The following is a 14,953-nucleotide window of genomic DNA, read 5'->3' as shown; positions in this document are numbered from 1 at the left end:
TCAGAGCGGAATGATACCGCATTGATGCTGAACGAGGCATACAGCTTTCCTCACACGTGCCGTCGGGACCGTGCTGGCGCACAATACGCGCCCTCTTCCCGGCCCGGCCGCTGGCCTGTGCCCTCCTCCCAGGAACGCGCTCCATGCAGATTCTCGAATTCGACCTCGACGGCGACTACGTCGAACTCAAGCAGCTGCTCAAGCTGGCCGACCTGGTCACCAGTGGCGGCGAGGCCAAGATGGTCATCAGCGAAGGCCAGGTACGGGTCGACGGCGAAGTCGAACTGCGCAAGGCCTGCAAGATCCGCGCGGGCCAGGTGGTCGAATTCGCCGACAGCCAGATCCGCGTGCTGGCCGCCGGCTGAGCTGAAGCGGTTCAGGCCACGCGCTGGGTCAGGTGCGTGGCGATCAACTGCCTGAACGGTGCCACGCCCTGCGCCACGCGCAGGCCGGCCGCCCGCAGCAGCCGTGCCGGCCGGCGATCGTCGGTGTACAGGCTGGCGATCGCATTGGTGGCTTCGTACAACGGACGCGATGCCAGCCGATGACCGCGCTGGTAGCGGGCCAGCATGCCGGCGGCGGCAATGTCGGCACCGCGGCGCTGCTGTTCGACGATGCCCTGCGCCAGTCGTTGTGCGCTGGCCAGGCCCAGGTTGAAGCCATGCGCGGTGACCGGGTGCATGCCCACGGCGGCATCGCCGATCAGCGCCGAACGCTCGCCGACGAAGCGGTGCGCGTACATCCCCACGAGCGGATACGCCTGCGCCGTGGCCACCGGCTGCATCCGGCCCAGGCGGTGTTCGAAGCAGGCGCTGATGGCCTCACCGAAAGCCACCTCGTCCATCGCCAGCAGTTCTTCGATCTGCCGCGGCGGCAGCGTGATCACCGCCGATGCCTGGCCCGCGTTGAGCGGCAGCAGCGCCATCGTGCGGCCGTAGCCGAACCATTCCCAGGCAGTGTGGTGATGGTCGCGCTCGACCTGCATTCGGCATACCAGCATGGACTTGCCGAAGTCGCGCATCTGCGCACCGATGCCGAGCATGCGACGCGTGGCGGAGAAGCGGCTGTCGGCCGCGACCAGCAGCCGCGCGTGCAGCGTACTGCCGTCGTCCAGCGTGACCACGTGGCCCTGCGCATCGGCCTGCGCGCCCAGCACCCTGCGCCCGTCGAACAGGTGCAGGCCATCCTGGCCCTGCACGGCGTCCCAGGCAGCACGGCGGATCAGATGGTTGGGTACCAGCCAGCCCAGCGGCTGGCCGTCGACCTGGCTGCTGGCGAAGGTCAGCGCGAACGGCGAGCTGCCGTTCATCACCTTGGCATCGCGCAGTTCAGCGACTTCGGCCTGCGGCAGGCGCTGCCACAGCCCCAGCTGCTCCATGCTCTGCCGCGAGGCATGGGTCAACGCGATCTCGCGGCCATCGAAGGCGGCTTCGGCCAGCGCCTGGCGCGGTTGCACTTCGACCAGCCCGACCTGCAGGCCATTGCCCGCCAGCGCACGCGCGAAACACAGGCCCGCCGGTCCGGCGCCGACCACCACCACGTCCATCCTGCGCATGCGCGCCTCCTGCCGTTGATCCCGTCCGCGCCAGCATAGCGCCGCACAGCTAAGCGGCCTTGATCTGGATCAGGCCCGGATCACAGCAGTGCGAACACCAGCGCCAGGATCGACAGCAGCGACACCAGCCACACCAGGCTGCGCACGTAGGGCACGCCTGCGGCGTACAGCGGCAGGTAGACCACGCGCGCCCAGAAGTAGGCCTGCGCGGCCAGCGCGGTGGTGTCGTTGCCGCGCCCGGCCAGCACGACCGCGATCGCCGCGGCGGCGAAGAACGGGAACGTCTCCAGGAAGTTGGCCTGGGCCCGCTGCAGGCGACCGGCCAGCGGACTGAGCGGCCTTGCGTCGCCATCCCGTGCCGAGGCATTCCACTTCATTCCCCGTTCGCGGGTGACCACGGTGGAGGTGGCGAAGATGTAGACGAAGCCGAGCACGGTCGACCAGGCCAGCATTGTCAGTTCAGTTGCCATTTGCTCATCCACAGGGCGTCAGGTTGATCGGAGGATCCTCAATTACTTCGATTCATTGCGCAGACTGCTGATAATTCGATTCCAGTACCGCACAGCCTCAAAATGCTGCTGTCTAGTCAACCACGTTTTATTCTCAGGACAGACCGGATCACCGCCAACGATAACGGGCTTGATCTCAAACAATTCCATGCCCCTGGGGCGCGAAAGCTTGTTCAAGTCAACCATCCTGTTCTGCCAGTTGAGCAAACAGATCGGGAATGTCCCGCGCTACCGAGATCGCATACTGACGATCCATACCTATGAAGGGAACCCGAACCACCGGCATTGCCACATCCAATGTGTCAAACCCATACCCCTCACCTCCGCCATTGGAAGCGAACAGGAATATTCCCGGAGCATATGTCTCGACCTCATACTCACGATTGAAATCGACCACCTCTTCGACTTTCCAGAAAATAATGTAGTTGTCACCAATGAATCCCTCACCGCCATCGTGGGCCTTGAAGAATTCAATGTAACTTTCAGGGAGCGCAAATCCCACGCGCCTTGACAGACCGTCGACCGCCGAAGCTGCAGCCGGGCCATTGAGCTGCCCTTGGGTCATATGATATTGCGTCGTTGTCTTTCCAAGCATCTCTGCAAATGGCTCCACCAATGAATTACCTGCTACCGATCCTCAGGGCGCCGACGCACGCAGGCTGTAACCGGCCAGGCGCCACACCTGGTCTTCGTCGAAGCGGAACGAAACCAGCTCGCGCACCGGCTGCGCGCTGTTGGCGAAACGGGTCGGGAAGCTGACGTTGATGTAGAGGCCTTCGGGCACCGCAGCGCCGGCGCTGTACTTGACCCGGGTAATGGTCGGCTGGCCACGACCGGCCAGCGCCCCCAGGCGCGTGCGCTCAGCGCTCAGCTGGCTGACGAAGGCCGCCTTGGGCACTGCACGACGCGCGACGGCGGAGGCGCCATCCCACAATTCGCCGGCGCGATTGGCATCGACCAGCTGCGCCGCCCTCAATGCAGCCGCGCCCATTTCCGCGTCCTGTTTCTGCACCTGTGCCTGCTGCGCGGCGGTCAGCGCCGGTGCGCCGGCGGTGGCCGGTTTCGCGGCCGCTGGCGAGGCCGGGGCCGGGCGTGCCGGAGCCGGGGCGGGCGTGGCCGGCGCAGGTGCCTGCGCCAAGGCAGTCAAGGGCAGCAGGGACAGCAGCAGGAACGCGCGCTTCATGGACACCGCCGGTTTTCGGGAGAGAACCGCAGTCTACGCCAGCGTGGTGACTATGCTGTCAGCGTGCTGGGGCGTTGCCCTCCACCGCTGCCGCATCAGCCTGCGCGGCGGGCGCGGCGGTGTTCACTGGCGCCTGTTCGGCCACCGGCGGCGGCTCCGGCGGTGCCGGCGGCAGCGTCGCCACGTCGATCTCCGACAGCGGGCTTTCTTCCGGGCACACCGCGTCCGGGAAGCCGAAGCGCTCCTTCAGGGCCTGGCCGCAGCTGTTGATCGACTCCATGTCGGCGCCGTCGCGCTTGCACTGCTGGTCGAAGGCGATCAGGAAGGCATCCTTGCGCTGCACGAAGTCATCGCCGCAGGCACGCATCTGCTTGATCCTTTCCAGATCGTCCTGCACCGCATTGGTGCCGTCCAGGCCGAACTGGCGCAGCTCCTCCGGCGTCAGCAGGCGCAGGCTGCGGTTGGGCACGGTCATCATCAGGTCGGCCACGCCCACGGCCACGCCATTGCGCTGCAGGTAATCCTTCACGTTGTCGTAGACCTCGTGCAGCTCGCGGTTGAGTTCCGCGCGCGAGGTAGCCTTGGAACTGATGCGCATCATGCGGTGGATGCCGACCTTGCCGGACAGCAGGCGGTTGTCACCTGCGGCCAGCACGAACACGCAGGCGCTGTGGCAGATCGAGCCTTCGCGCACCCAGATGGTCCAGCCCGATTCACCAATGCTGTCGCCGGCGACGATCGCCGATTCCACCTGGCCGCCACTGGAGTCCAGGTCGAGGATGCGCTTGTGGATCTTCTGCTGGTCGGCGACCACCGCCAGCCGCCACATCATCTCGGCGAAGCCAGGATTGATCTTGCCGGCGTAGCGCACCCGCACCAGGCCACGCGCGGCGCAGGGTGCCAGGGCCTGGGTGATCTGCTCGCGCTGCAGGCCTTCCAGCTCGGCACCATCGCCAGCCTCGCCGGCGTACTCGGTGCTGCAACTGACCCACGCGCGGCCGTTCTCCAGCTGCGCCTGCGGCCACGGCCGATCACCCTGGCTGCGCGGTGGTGCCGGCGGCGGCGGTGCGTCGGCGGCATTGATCGACACCATGTTCTCGCCATCGCTGGCCGGTGCCCGCGCCGCCTTGTCGGCTGCGGTTACGTTGCCCGGATTCTCCAGCTGACTGCAGCCCGCCAGGGCCAGGCACAACAGGGGCAACCAGCGGAGTTTGGCGGACATCGGGCAACCGGTCTTCACGTGGGCAAGAGCCACAGTCTACCCGCCCGGGGCGCGCATTCAGCGCGTGGCACTGAACCCCCTCTGACCCTTGGGAAAGCGTGTGGACCGAGGCCGACACGCACGCGCGGCCGGGCGGGACGCCGTGTTATTGCTGCCGGCCAGCGGCCGGCACTACCACCGCCAGCGGCCGGCACTACCACGGCCAACGTCCAGCACCACCACGGCCAGCGGCCGGCACTACCGCGGATACCGGGTGCAACCCGGCCTGACTCGCGTCAGCATCCATGTCCGAATGTGGCGAGTATCACCGCCCGCACCCGCCTAGACTGGCGCCATGGACACCGCTCTCGCCCTCGACACTGCCGCCTGTGAGCGGGCCCGCCTGGCCCGCGACGCACGCTTCGACGGCGTGTTCTTCACCGCAGTGCGCAGCACCGGCATCTACTGCCGCCCGGTGTGCCCGGCCCCGCCACCGAAGCCGCGCAACATCAGCTATTTTCCGACCGCCGCTGCGGCCGCCGCCGCCGGCTACCGGCCGTGCCTGCGCTGTCGCCCCGAACTGGCACCACAGGCGCAGCAGGCGTTGGCCGGGCAGGCCGTGCAGCGCGCCCTGGCGCTGATCCACGGTGGATTCCTGCAGGAACACGCCGTCGCTGACCTCGCGCGGAAAATCGGACTCAGCGCGCGCCAGCTGCAGCGCCTGTTTGTCGAGCACCTGGGCGCGACGCCCGGACAGCTTCATGCCACCCACCGCTTGCTGCTGGCCAAGCAGCTGCTGACCGAAACCACGCTGCCGGTGACCGACGTCGCACTGGCCGCCGGCTACAACAGCCTGCGCCGTTTCAATACCGCCTTCCTGCAGGGCTGCGGGATGGCGCCGAGCGCACTGCGTCGCCAGCACCCGCCGTTGGCCGCAGAAGATGACGGCCTGGTTCTGCGTCTGGCCTATCGCCCCCCCCTGGATTTTGCGCGCATGCTGGCCTTCCTGCGGAAGCGCAGCCTGCCCGGCATCGAGCTGATCGGCGAGGACAGCTACCAGCGCGTGCTCGGCACGCCCGAGCGCCCCACCCTGCTGCGCGTCACTGCCGACCCGAAGCGCCCGGAGCTGCGCCTGCAGCTTGGAGCAGTCGATCCACGCCTGATCCCGGACATCGTGCGCCGCGTGCGTCGCGTATTCGATCTGGATGCCGACCTGCAGCAGGTCCATGCCGCGCTGGCCGAAGAACCGCTGCTGGCGCGTGGCATCGCCAAACGCCCCGGGCTGCGCGTGCCCGGCGGCTGGGATGGCTTCGAGGTGGGTGTGCGTGCCGTGCTCGGCCAGCAGGTCAGCGTGGCCGCGGCCACCACCTTCGCGCGGCGCCTGGTCGATGCCTACGGCGCGCACCTGCCGGGCATGCCCCCTGCATTCGATCGCCAGTTCCCGGCACCTGCGATGCTGGCCGAAGCGCCGCTGGAATCGATCGGCCTGCCCCGCAGCCGCGCGGCCACCGTGCGCGCACTGGCCGCGGCCTGCGCCAGCGGCCAGCTCGACTTCGGGCCTGGCCAGGCCGTGGAGGAGTTCGTTGCGCGCTGCGTTGCACTGCCCGGCATCGGCCCGTGGACCGCGCATTACATCGCCCTGCGCGGGCTCGGCCAGCCCGATGCGTTCCCGGCCGGCGATCTTGTACTGCAGCAGGTCCTCGGCCACGCGCAGGGCCAGCGCCTGAGCGAACGTGCGACCGAAGCGCGCTCGCAACCGTGGCGCCCTTGGCGCGCCTACGCCGTGCTGCACCTGTGGCACCTGTCCGGCACCTTTGTTGGAGAACCGACATGACCCTGTTGTTCGATCGTTTCGACAGCCCGATCGGCGTGTTGACCATTGCCGGCGACGAGCGCGGTCTTTCGCATGTGCTGTTCCCGGAGAACCGCCACCCCGCACGCGGGCGCGATGATTGGCACTACGCACCGGACGCGTTGCCCGAAGCGCGCGAACAGCTGCTGCAGTTCCTGCACGGTGAACGCCGCCGGTTCGACCTGCGACTGGCACCGCGCGGCACTCCGTTCCAGCTGCGTGTCTGGCAGGCACTGGCGTTGATTCCGTTCGGCCAGACCTGGAGCTACCTGCAGCTGGCACAGCACCTGGGCCAGCCCAGCGCGACCCGCGCGGTGGGCGCGGCCAACGGCCGCAATCCACTGCCGATCATCCTGCCCTGCCATCGCGTGATCGGCAGCAACGGTGCGCTGACCGGCTTCGGCGGCGGCCTGGAAACCAAGGCCGCGCTGCTGCGACTGGAACAACGCCAGGCCCCGCTGTTCGCTTGAGCATCGGGGTCAGATCCCTTTTCCGGTGGAAAAGGGATCTGACCCCGGACGGTCCTGGCGCGCCGTGTCTTGGGCCGGTAATTGCACCGATTTATCATGCACGGATGACTTCCGTACGCCTGACCTTTTCGCTGGCACTGCTGCTGCCATTGGCCGCCTGCAGCACCGCGCCCGCCCCTTCCGCCGCCGTTCCCCCTGCGTCCGTTGCTGCGGCCACCCCGCCGAAGCTGCTGCTGATCTCCATCGATGGCCTGCGCGCCGACGCGCTGGACCGCGGGCTGACCCCGAACCTGCAGCGGATGATCGACGGCGGCGTGCGCGCCCGCTGGATGACGCCGTCCTACCCTTCACTGACCTTCCCCAATCACTACACGATCGTCACCGGCCTGCGCCCTGACCACCACGGCATCGTCAACAACAGCATGGACGATGAGGCGCTGGGCCGGTTCGAGCTGAGCAACCGCGAGGCAGTCACCACCAGTGCGTGGTGGGGCGGCGAACCGATCTGGGTCGGTGCCGAGAATGTCGGCGTGCGCACTGCAACGACCTCGTGGCCGGGCAGTGAATCGGCGATCCGTGGCGTGCGCCCGAGCCAGTGGCGCGTCTACGACGCCACGGAGCCCCTGGAACAGCGCGCCGGCATCGTGCTGGACTGGCTGGCACAGACCGACGCCGACGCGCCGCGACTGACCACGCTGTACATGGAGCATGTGGACAAGGCCGGCCACAACTACGGCCCTGAGTCGACGCAGTACGCCGATGCGATCGCACGCGCCGATCTGATCGTCGGCCAGGTCCTCGATGGACTGCAGCAGCGCGGGCTGGCGGCGACCACCAACGTGATCGTGGTCTCCGACCATGGCATGGCATCCGTGCCTGAGGACCAGGTGATTTCCACCGAATCGATGGCCGACCCGTCGATTGCGCGCAACGTCAGCCAGGGCCAGTCGGTCAGCTTCGTACCGGTGGCCGGTCGCGAGAAGGAGGCCGAACGCGCACTGCTCGGCCGCCACGCACACTACGCGTGCTGGAAGAAGGAAAACCTGCCGGCACGCTGGCACTACGGCACGCATCCGCGTGTGCCGGCCATCGTCTGTGCGATGGATGAGGGCTGGGACGCGCTGCACCTGGAGAAGATCGCCAAGCGCGCAAGACGGGATCGGGGCTCGCACGGATACGACAATGCCCTGCCTTCCATGCGCGCGGTGTTCGTGGCCAAGGGTCCCTCGTTCCGCCAGGGCCTGGTGATCGACGGCTTCGACAACGTGGACGTCTATCCGCTGCTGGCCCATCTGCTGCAGGTGCCGGCCGCACCGAACGATGGCAACCCGGGCACGCTGAAGCAGACCCTGCGCTGATGCGGTTGTAGCGCCGAGCCCGCGCTCGGCTGCATTTCCGGCCAGCCGGGCATGGGCTCGGCGCTACAAGAACGTGCAAAAAAAAACGCGGCGCCAGGCGCCGCGTTCTTCGTGGACCGGTCGGTCGGCCGGATCAGGCCTTGGCGACGGCCTTCTTCGCAACGGCCTTCTTCGCCGGAGCCTTGGCCACGGTCTTCTTGGCAACCGGGGCGGCGGCGCCTACGGCGACCTTGCTCGCAGTGTGCGAACGGGCGTTGCCGTAGCTGGCGTTGTAGCGCTTGCCCTTGGCGGTCTTGCGGTCACCCTTACCCATGTCTTCAACTCCTCAAGTGTGAAATCTGGTTACCCCGTACTGACACGGGTTCGGCGGGGCCGCCTTGCTGGGCGCCCCCGCGCACGATCGAAAATCCTATCACGGAGCGCCTAGTGCGCGCAGCTGGCGTCGTGCACGTGGCCGTGGTTGAGGCGCAGGTTGACCAGGTGGGCCACCCCCACCAGCAGGCCGCCGATGGTCATCACCACCGCATGCGGTACCGCGTTGTGGTGCAGCGGGTCGTACAGCACGCCGGCCCACAGCGCGACCAGGCCGGGGATCAGGAAGCCGAGCGCACGCAGCGCACCGTGGCGGCGGTAGCCCCAGACCAGGCTGAACAGCCCGAGCAGGGTCACAAACACCACCAGGCCCTGCTCCACCCCATCGCTCAGCCAGAACGACAGGCCCAGCGAGGGCGCCGCCGCCAGCAGCACCGGGATCACCGCGCAGTGCACCGCGCACAGCATCGAACCCGTGGCACCGAAACGGTCAAGCAGATGGCGCATTCGTGAGGACAGGGACATGACTTCCAGCAGGGTCGGCGAATCGTTATGGAATAATATAACATCCCTTCCCGACCCGCACGGCGTTCCCTCCCCCCTGTCCCATCGACGGGATTCGTGCGCCCCGTGATTGATATAGTGTAACAAAGGACCTGCCCATGCCCGCCCGTACCCCGCGGTTGAAGCCGCATTCCCTCGCCCTGGCCCTGACCGCCCTGCTCCCGACCGTTGCCTTCGCCGCCGGCGAAGACGATTCCCACCGTGACCGCCACCTGACTGAACTGTCGTCGGTGCAGGTCACCGCTTCGCCGCTGCAGGGCGACGCCGAATCGCTGGCACGCCCGGTGGAGGTTCTGGCCGGTGAACGCCTGGACGAGCAGAAGGCCGGCACCCTCGGTGATACCGTGGCCAAGCTGCCCGGCGTGCAGAGCACCTTCTTCGGGCCGGGTGTCGGTCGCCCCATCATCCGCGGCCAGGAGGGCCCGCGCGTGGCGGTGCTCTCCAATGGCATGGGCAACATGGATGCCTCCACCGTCAGCGCCGACCATGCCACCAGCATCGAGCCGTTCCTGGCCGACCAGATCGAGGTCCTGAAAGGCCCGGCCACCCTGCTGTTCGGCAGCGGTGCGATCGGCGGCGCGGTCAACGTGGTCGATGGCCGCATCGCGCGCGAACTGCCGGAGCGCCCGCTGAGCGGCCGCGCCGAACTGCGCGGCAACTCGGTGAACAACGAGCGCAGTGGCATGTTCCGCCTCGATGGCGTCAGCGGCAACGTCGTGCTGCACGTGGATGGCCTGGTCCGCAACGGCGATGACTACCGTATTCCCGGCTACGCAGTGATCGACAGCCTGGAAGACCACCATGACCACGATCACGACCATGAAGCGGCCGAAGGCGAAGAACCGCGTCGCGGCCGCCTCGACAACAGCTCCATCCGTACCCGCGCCGGTGGCGTCGGTGCGACCTGGCTGGGCGACGGCGGCTATTTCGGCGTATCGGCCAGCACCTACCGCACCAACTACGGCATTCCCAATGGCGCGCACGTGCATGCCGACGGCGATGACCACGACCACGGCCACGATCATGGCGATGAAGAGGAAGGCGGTGACGAGCACGACGTGCGCATCGACATGGTGCAGAACCGCTTCGAGACCAAGGCCGGCATCTACGACCCGGTCTCGTTCCTGAAGAACATCAACGCGCGCGTGGCCTACACCGACTACGAGCACGTGGAGCTGGAGGCCGGCACGCCGTCGACCCGCTTCACCAACCGCGGCATCGAGGCACGCCTGGAAGCCGTGCAGCAGCAGATCGGCGGCTGGGACGGTGCCTTCGGCCTGCAGTTCGGCAACAGTGATTTCGGCGCCAAGGGTGAAGAAGCGTTCGTACCGGATACCGGCACGAAGAACATCGGCCTGTTCGTGCTGCAGGAAAAGCAGTTCGGCCCGTTCAAGCTGGAACTGGGCGGCCGCCACGACCAGGTCAAGCTGGACCCGAGCGGTGACTACCGCCGCCGCACGTTCGGCGCCACCAACCTGTCTGCCGCTGGCATCTGGAAGCTCAACGATGCGGTTGACCTGCGCATCGGCGTGGACAGCTCCGAGCGTGCACCGACCAACGAAGAGCTGTATGCCGCCGGCGCGCACATTGCCACCCGCTCGCTGGAGATCGGCGACGCCAACCTGAAGACCGAGCGCGGCCAGCGCGTGGAACTGGGCATCCACACCCACAGCGATCGCCTGGACTTCTCCGCGTCGGTTTACCAGACGAAGTTCAAGGACTTCATCTACCTGGCCGACACCGGCGTTACCGAAGGGCTGCCGGTGCGCGCCTGGACCCAGCAGGACGCGGTGTTCCGCGGCGCCGAGGCCGAAGCGCTGGTGCACCTGTTCGAGGGCGGCGCCGGTGACTGGGACCTGCGCCTGTTCGGCGACTACGTCAAGGCCGAGCTGGATGGCAGCGGCAGCCGCAACCTCGACATCGCCGTGCCACACGGCGACCACAACCACAACTACACGGTGGAGCTGGCCAACACCGGCTACCTGCCGCGCATCGCCCCGGCCCGCGTCGGCGCCGACCTGCGCTGGTCGAAGGATGGCTGGCGTGCCTCGGTCGGTGCAGTGCGCTACAGCCGCCAGAAGGATGTCGCCCAGAACGAAGCACCGAGCGACGGCTACACCCTGGTCGATGCACACCTGGCCTACCGCTGGGATCGCAACGCGAGCAACAGCTACGAGGTGTTCCTGGATGGCAGCAACCTGACCAACCGCGAAGTGCGTCCGCATACCTCGCTGCTGCGCGACTACTCGCCGCTGCCGGGCCGTGGTGTCGCATTCGGCATCCGCGCGTTCTTCTGACCGCGCACGGCGGGGCCGGATCCCTTTCCGAAGGAAAGGGCTCTGACCTCCGCGCCATTCCACGGGGGCCTTCGGGCCCCCGTTTTCTTTTCACCCCGTGCCATCACGCATCCGTCACAAAGATGTGCGTACGACAACAACCGGACAATCCCGTCACTCACTGTCTCGCCAAACGGACAATTTTGTCCGAAAATCAATCCATGACCGCTCAACGTGCCGATGCTGCCGCCCGCCGTGCCCTCATCCTCGACGCCGCCGATCATGTCTTCGGCCAACATGGCGTCACCGCCCCGCTGGACCTGGTGGTCGAACGTGCCCAGGTGGGCCGCGCCACCCTGTACCGCAACTTCCCCGACCGCACAGCACTGATCCAGGCGCTGCTGCAGCGCACGGTCGACCGCATCCGGCGCCAGGTCGAACAGCTCGGCGACCGCGACGACGCCCTGTTCGAGGTGTTCGAAGGCATGGCCCAGCGCATCATCGATTCGCCGGCACTGGCCGACTACTGGCGTGCGGTTGATTCGGACGTGCCGTCCATGCGCGCCGCGCGCGAGACCGTGCGCGACCTGCTGGAGGAACCGATCGCCCGCGCCAAGGCCGCCGGGCTGTGCCGTGCCGACCTGGAAAAGACGGATATTTCACTGATCTCGGGCATGCTGGGTGCGGCCCTGCGCGGCAAGACCCGCGACGAGCGCGCCCAGTTGGCCGGGCGCGCCCTGCAGCTGCTGCGTGGGGGTCTCCAGGGAGCTGCCAGCGAGGCCCGTTGATGGTCCAGCCGTATCTGAAGCCGGTTCCGGATTGGGAGGAGCATGAGAAGCCGACCATGCCCGGCTCGGCGTCGATGCCCTGGCACCCGCCGTACCGGCGCGCGGCCTATGCGCTGGTATCGCTGCTGGTGGCGATCACCGGCGGCCTCGGCAATGCGCTGGTCACCGCCAACCTGCCGTTCCTGCAGGGCCAGCTGGCACTGACACCGACCCAGGGCAGCTGGCTGGTAGCGGCCTATGCCATGGTCAACGTCACCGCCAACCTGCTTCCCTTCAAGTTCCGCCAGCAGTACGGCATCCGCCTGTTCGCCGAGATCGGGCTGGGCCTGTATGCGGCGCTGGCGGTGCTGCACCTGTTCGTCGGCAGCTTCGAGACCACGATGCTGACCCGTGCCGCCAGCGGCTTCGCCGGCGCGGCGTGTTCAACGCTGGGCACGCTGTACATGCTGCAGGCACTGCCGCGACGGTTCACCGGCAACCTGCTGGTGATCGGTGTCGGCCTTTCGCAGCTGGCGGTGCCGATTGCCTGGATCGTCTCGCCGGGCCTGGTCGATACCGGCCAGTGGCACCAGCTGTACTCGTTCGAGGCCGGCCTGGCCCTGTGTGCGTTCGCGGCGGTGGTGCTGCTGAAGCTGCCGCCGGGCATCCAGGTCAAGGCCTTCGAACCGCTGGATTTCCTCACCTTCGCCCTGCTTGCCCCGGCCGTTGCCCTGCTGGTGATCGTACTGGCGCAGGGCTACACGCGCTGGTGGCTCAATACAGCGTGGCTGGGCTGGGCGCTGATCGCCTCGATCGTGCTGTCCACCACCGCCCTGATCATCGAGCACTACCGGCGCAATCCGCTGCTGCAGATCCGCTGGCTGTCGACGCTGCCGGTCCTGCATTTCATCGTCGGCGCCTTCCTGATCCGCTTCCTGACCACCGAGCAGTCCTACGGGGTGGTCAACCTGATGCGTACGCTGGGCATGGGGCCGGACCAGATGCGCCCGCTGTTCGTGGTGATCCTGGCCGGCGTGGTCACCGGCATCGCCGGCGCCGCGTTGACCTTCGGGCCCAAGCGGTTGATCGCCCAGTTGCTGATGGCGATCCTGCTGCTGGGAGCCGCCGCGTTCTTCGACCAGCACCGCACCAGCCTCGATCGGCCGCACGACTTCTATGTCAGCCAGTTCCTGGCGTCGGTGGGCGCCGGCATGTTCATGGGCCCGCTGATCATGCTCGGCATTTCCGCCGCATTGAAGCAGGGCGTGGACCACATGATCACCTTCCTGGTGACGCTGTCGATCACGCAGACGCTCGGCGGCCTGGCCGGCTCGGCAGTGCTGGGCACCTTCCAGCTGCATCGGGAGCAACTCTACTCCAGCGCGTTGACCAGCCAGCTCGACCCGGCCGATCCGGTGGTCGCGCAACGCCTGCGCATCCAGCAGCAGCTGTACGCTGCGCAGATCACCGACCCGGTGCTGCGCAGTGCGCAGGGCAGCGCGCAGCTGGCACAGACCACGCGCCGCGAAGCCAACGTGCGTGGCTTCAATGACGTGTTCACGCTGAGCGGCTGGCTGGCGATCGGCTTCCTGTGCTGGCTGCTGCTGCTCTCGCTGCGCACTGCCGTACGCAAGCAATGGCGCAAGCGCCACCCCACTCCTCCCATTGCGGCCACGCCAGCCGCGCCCCGCTGAGTTCTCGACCATGCCCCCCGTCCCGCCCCGACCCGACGACGCCGACAACGTGACCCCACCGCCGCCGACCGACGCGGCGCCTGCGCCCACGCCGGTTGAACCGGCGGTCGCGCCGAAATACCTCAAGCCCAGCGCGCGCAGCGTGGTAGTGATGGTGGTGGTGGCCCTGCTGGGCATCGCGCTGATCCTGCGTGCGTGGCACCTGTGGCCGTTCACCAGCAGCGTGATGGTGACCGACAACGCCTACGTGCGCGGGCAGATCACGGTGATGGCACCCCAGGTGAACGGCTATGTCACCGAAGTGCTGGTGAAGGATTTCCAGCATGTGCGGCAGGGCGAGCCGCTGCTGCGCATCGATGACCGCATCTATGCGCAGCGCGTGGCCCAGGCGCAGGCGACGCTGGACAGCGCGCGCGCGGCGCTGGCCAATTCGGACCAGTCACAGGCGCAGAACCGCGCACAGATTGCGTCCGCCCGCGCCACGCTCTCGGCCGGCCAGGCGGAACTGCAGCGCTCGCGCAATGAGCTGAAACGCTACGAGGAACTGGCGGCGCAGCAGCTGGTGTCCATCAACGACCGCGACAAGTTCCGAACCACCCAGGCGTCGGCACAGGCCAGCGTGCAACAGGCGCAGGCGCAGATCCGCATCGCCGAGGAGACCCTGGTATCGACCCAGGTGGCGCGCAAGAGCCTGGAAGCCCAGGTGGAGAGCGCGCAGGCGCAGCTGGAGCTGGCACGCATCGACCTGGCCAACACGGTGATCCACGCGCCGCGCGACGGCCAGATCAGTGAGGCCAGCGTACGCGTGGGCCAGTACGTCGCGGCCGGTTCGCAGCTGCTGTTCCTGGTGCCCGATACGCTGTGGGTGGTGGCCAACTACAAGGAGGGCCAGACCTGGGGAATGGCGATCGGCCAGCCGGCCACGTTCTCAGTGGATGCGTTCCAGGGCCAGGTGCTGCGGGGCCGCGTGCAGGAGATCGCGCCGGCCACCGGGTCGGAATTCAGCGTGCTGCGCCCGGACAATGCCAGCGGCAACTTCACCAAGGTGGTGCAGCGGCTGCCGGTGCGGATATCGATCGAGCCGGGCCAGGAACTGGCGGCACGGCTGCGCCCGGGCATGTCGGTGATCGTGCGGGTGGATACCCGGTCCAAGCCGATGGACTAGGACGCAGGCCCTGTCGCACCGATATGAAACGGGGTCAGATCCCTTTG

15 protein-coding genes are annotated in these 14,953 nt (G+C 67.5%); 8 read left to right on the top strand and 7 right to left on the bottom strand.

All coding sequences use genetic code 11. The features are described from left to right. The first annotated feature begins 143 nt into the window (after positions 1-143). On the top strand, positions 144-365 hold the full coding sequence (locus NSQ78_RS07125; protein WP_014036469.1) for an RNA-binding S4 domain-containing protein: 222 nt from the start codon (positions 144-146) through the stop codon (positions 363-365). An 11-nt stretch (positions 366-376) separates the two neighbouring features. On the opposite strand, the gene ubiM is transcribed toward NSQ78_RS07125, so the two are convergent. From ubiM to NSQ78_RS07100, 5 genes are all read right to left on the bottom strand, one after another. Continuing rightward, positions 377-1,555 carry a 5-demethoxyubiquinol-8 5-hydroxylase UbiM gene (gene ubiM, locus NSQ78_RS07120; protein WP_064237966.1) on the bottom strand — a complete coding sequence of 393 codons (1,179 nt, stop codon included), beginning with the start codon at positions 1,553-1,555 and terminating at the stop codon, positions 377-379. A gap of 80 nt (positions 1,556-1,635) precedes the next feature. Further along, positions 1,636-2,025: an MAPEG family protein gene (locus tag NSQ78_RS07115; protein WP_053462524.1), complete on the bottom strand. Its 390-nt coding sequence runs from the start codon at positions 2,023-2,025 to the stop codon at positions 1,636-1,638. A 217-nt stretch (positions 2,026-2,242) separates the two neighbouring features. Beyond that, positions 2,243-2,677: an SMI1/KNR4 family protein gene (locus NSQ78_RS07110; RefSeq protein WP_223224840.1), complete on the bottom strand. Its 435-nt coding sequence runs from the start codon at positions 2,675-2,677 to the stop codon at positions 2,243-2,245. A 24-nt stretch (positions 2,678-2,701) separates the two neighbouring features. Further along, a complete protein-coding gene (locus NSQ78_RS07105) occupies positions 2,702-3,247 on the bottom strand; it encodes a DUF4019 domain-containing protein (protein WP_064237964.1) in 546 nt (181 codons plus the stop codon). A gap of 58 nt (positions 3,248-3,305) precedes the next feature. Beyond that, entirely contained in the window at positions 3,306-4,469 is a 1,164-nt protein-coding gene (locus NSQ78_RS07100) for a hypothetical protein (RefSeq protein ID WP_064237963.1), read from the bottom strand. A gap of 334 nt (positions 4,470-4,803) precedes the next feature. Here NSQ78_RS07100 and NSQ78_RS07095 point away from each other — a divergent pair, with 334 nt between their 5' ends. The 3 genes from NSQ78_RS07095 (at position 4,804) to NSQ78_RS07085 (ending at position 8,128) form a co-directional block, all read left to right on the top strand. Beyond that, positions 4,804-6,282 carry a DNA-3-methyladenine glycosylase 2 gene (locus tag NSQ78_RS07095; protein WP_064237962.1) on the top strand — a complete coding sequence of 493 codons (1,479 nt, stop codon included), beginning with the start codon at positions 4,804-4,806 and terminating at the stop codon, positions 6,280-6,282. Beyond that, complete coding sequence (locus tag NSQ78_RS07090) at positions 6,279-6,770, top strand: methylated-DNA--[protein]-cysteine S-methyltransferase (protein WP_049470116.1); 492 nt, start codon at positions 6,279-6,281, stop codon at positions 6,768-6,770. The genes NSQ78_RS07095 and NSQ78_RS07090 overlap by 4 nt, the downstream gene beginning before the upstream one ends. Positions 6,771-6,874: 104 nt before the next feature. Next, positions 6,875-8,128, top strand: a complete 1,254-nt coding sequence (locus NSQ78_RS07085) for an ectonucleotide pyrophosphatase/phosphodiesterase (RefSeq protein WP_064237961.1) — start codon at positions 6,875-6,877, stop codon at positions 8,126-8,128. A 133-nt stretch (positions 8,129-8,261) separates the two neighbouring features. Here NSQ78_RS07085 and NSQ78_RS07080 read toward each other — a convergent pair whose 3' ends face one another. Next, positions 8,262-8,441, bottom strand: a complete 180-nt coding sequence (locus tag NSQ78_RS07080; RefSeq protein ID WP_004150462.1) for a 30S ribosomal protein THX — start codon at positions 8,439-8,441, stop codon at positions 8,262-8,264. 110 nt (positions 8,442-8,551) lie between these two features. After that, complete coding sequence (locus NSQ78_RS07075) at positions 8,552-8,965, bottom strand: MerC domain-containing protein (protein ID WP_049470111.1); 414 nt, start codon at positions 8,963-8,965, stop codon at positions 8,552-8,554. 137 nt (positions 8,966-9,102) lie between these two features. Between NSQ78_RS07075 and NSQ78_RS07070 the strand changes: the two genes are divergently transcribed. The 4 genes from NSQ78_RS07070 to NSQ78_RS07055 all read left to right on the top strand — a co-directional run bounded on the left by NSQ78_RS07070 (position 9,103) and on the right by NSQ78_RS07055 (position 14,906). Continuing rightward, positions 9,103-11,301: a TonB-dependent receptor gene (locus tag NSQ78_RS07070; RefSeq protein ID WP_064237960.1), complete on the top strand. Its 2,199-nt coding sequence runs from the start codon at positions 9,103-9,105 to the stop codon at positions 11,299-11,301. A 200-nt stretch (positions 11,302-11,501) separates the two neighbouring features. Next, on the top strand, positions 11,502-12,068 hold the full coding sequence (locus NSQ78_RS07065) for a TetR/AcrR family transcriptional regulator (protein ID WP_019659167.1): 567 nt from the start codon (positions 11,502-11,504) through the stop codon (positions 12,066-12,068). Continuing rightward, a complete protein-coding gene (locus NSQ78_RS07060) occupies positions 12,068-13,741 on the top strand; it encodes an MFS transporter (RefSeq protein ID WP_064237959.1) in 1,674 nt (557 codons plus the stop codon). Before NSQ78_RS07065 ends, NSQ78_RS07060 begins: the two co-directional genes overlap by 1 nt. 10 nt (positions 13,742-13,751) lie before the next feature. Then, positions 13,752-14,906, top strand: coding sequence for an HlyD family secretion protein (locus NSQ78_RS07055; protein WP_064239634.1), 1,155 nt, complete (start codon positions 13,752-13,754; stop codon positions 14,904-14,906). Positions 14,907-14,953: the final 47 nt, after the last annotated feature.

This window comes from Stenotrophomonas sp. FSL W7-1447 (assembly GCF_037966425.1).
GTDB lineage: Bacteria > Pseudomonadota > Gammaproteobacteria > Xanthomonadales > Xanthomonadaceae > Stenotrophomonas > Stenotrophomonas pavanii.
The sequence above is the reverse complement of the archived record's forward strand: the minus strand, read 5'-3'. Positions and strand labels throughout refer to the sequence as shown.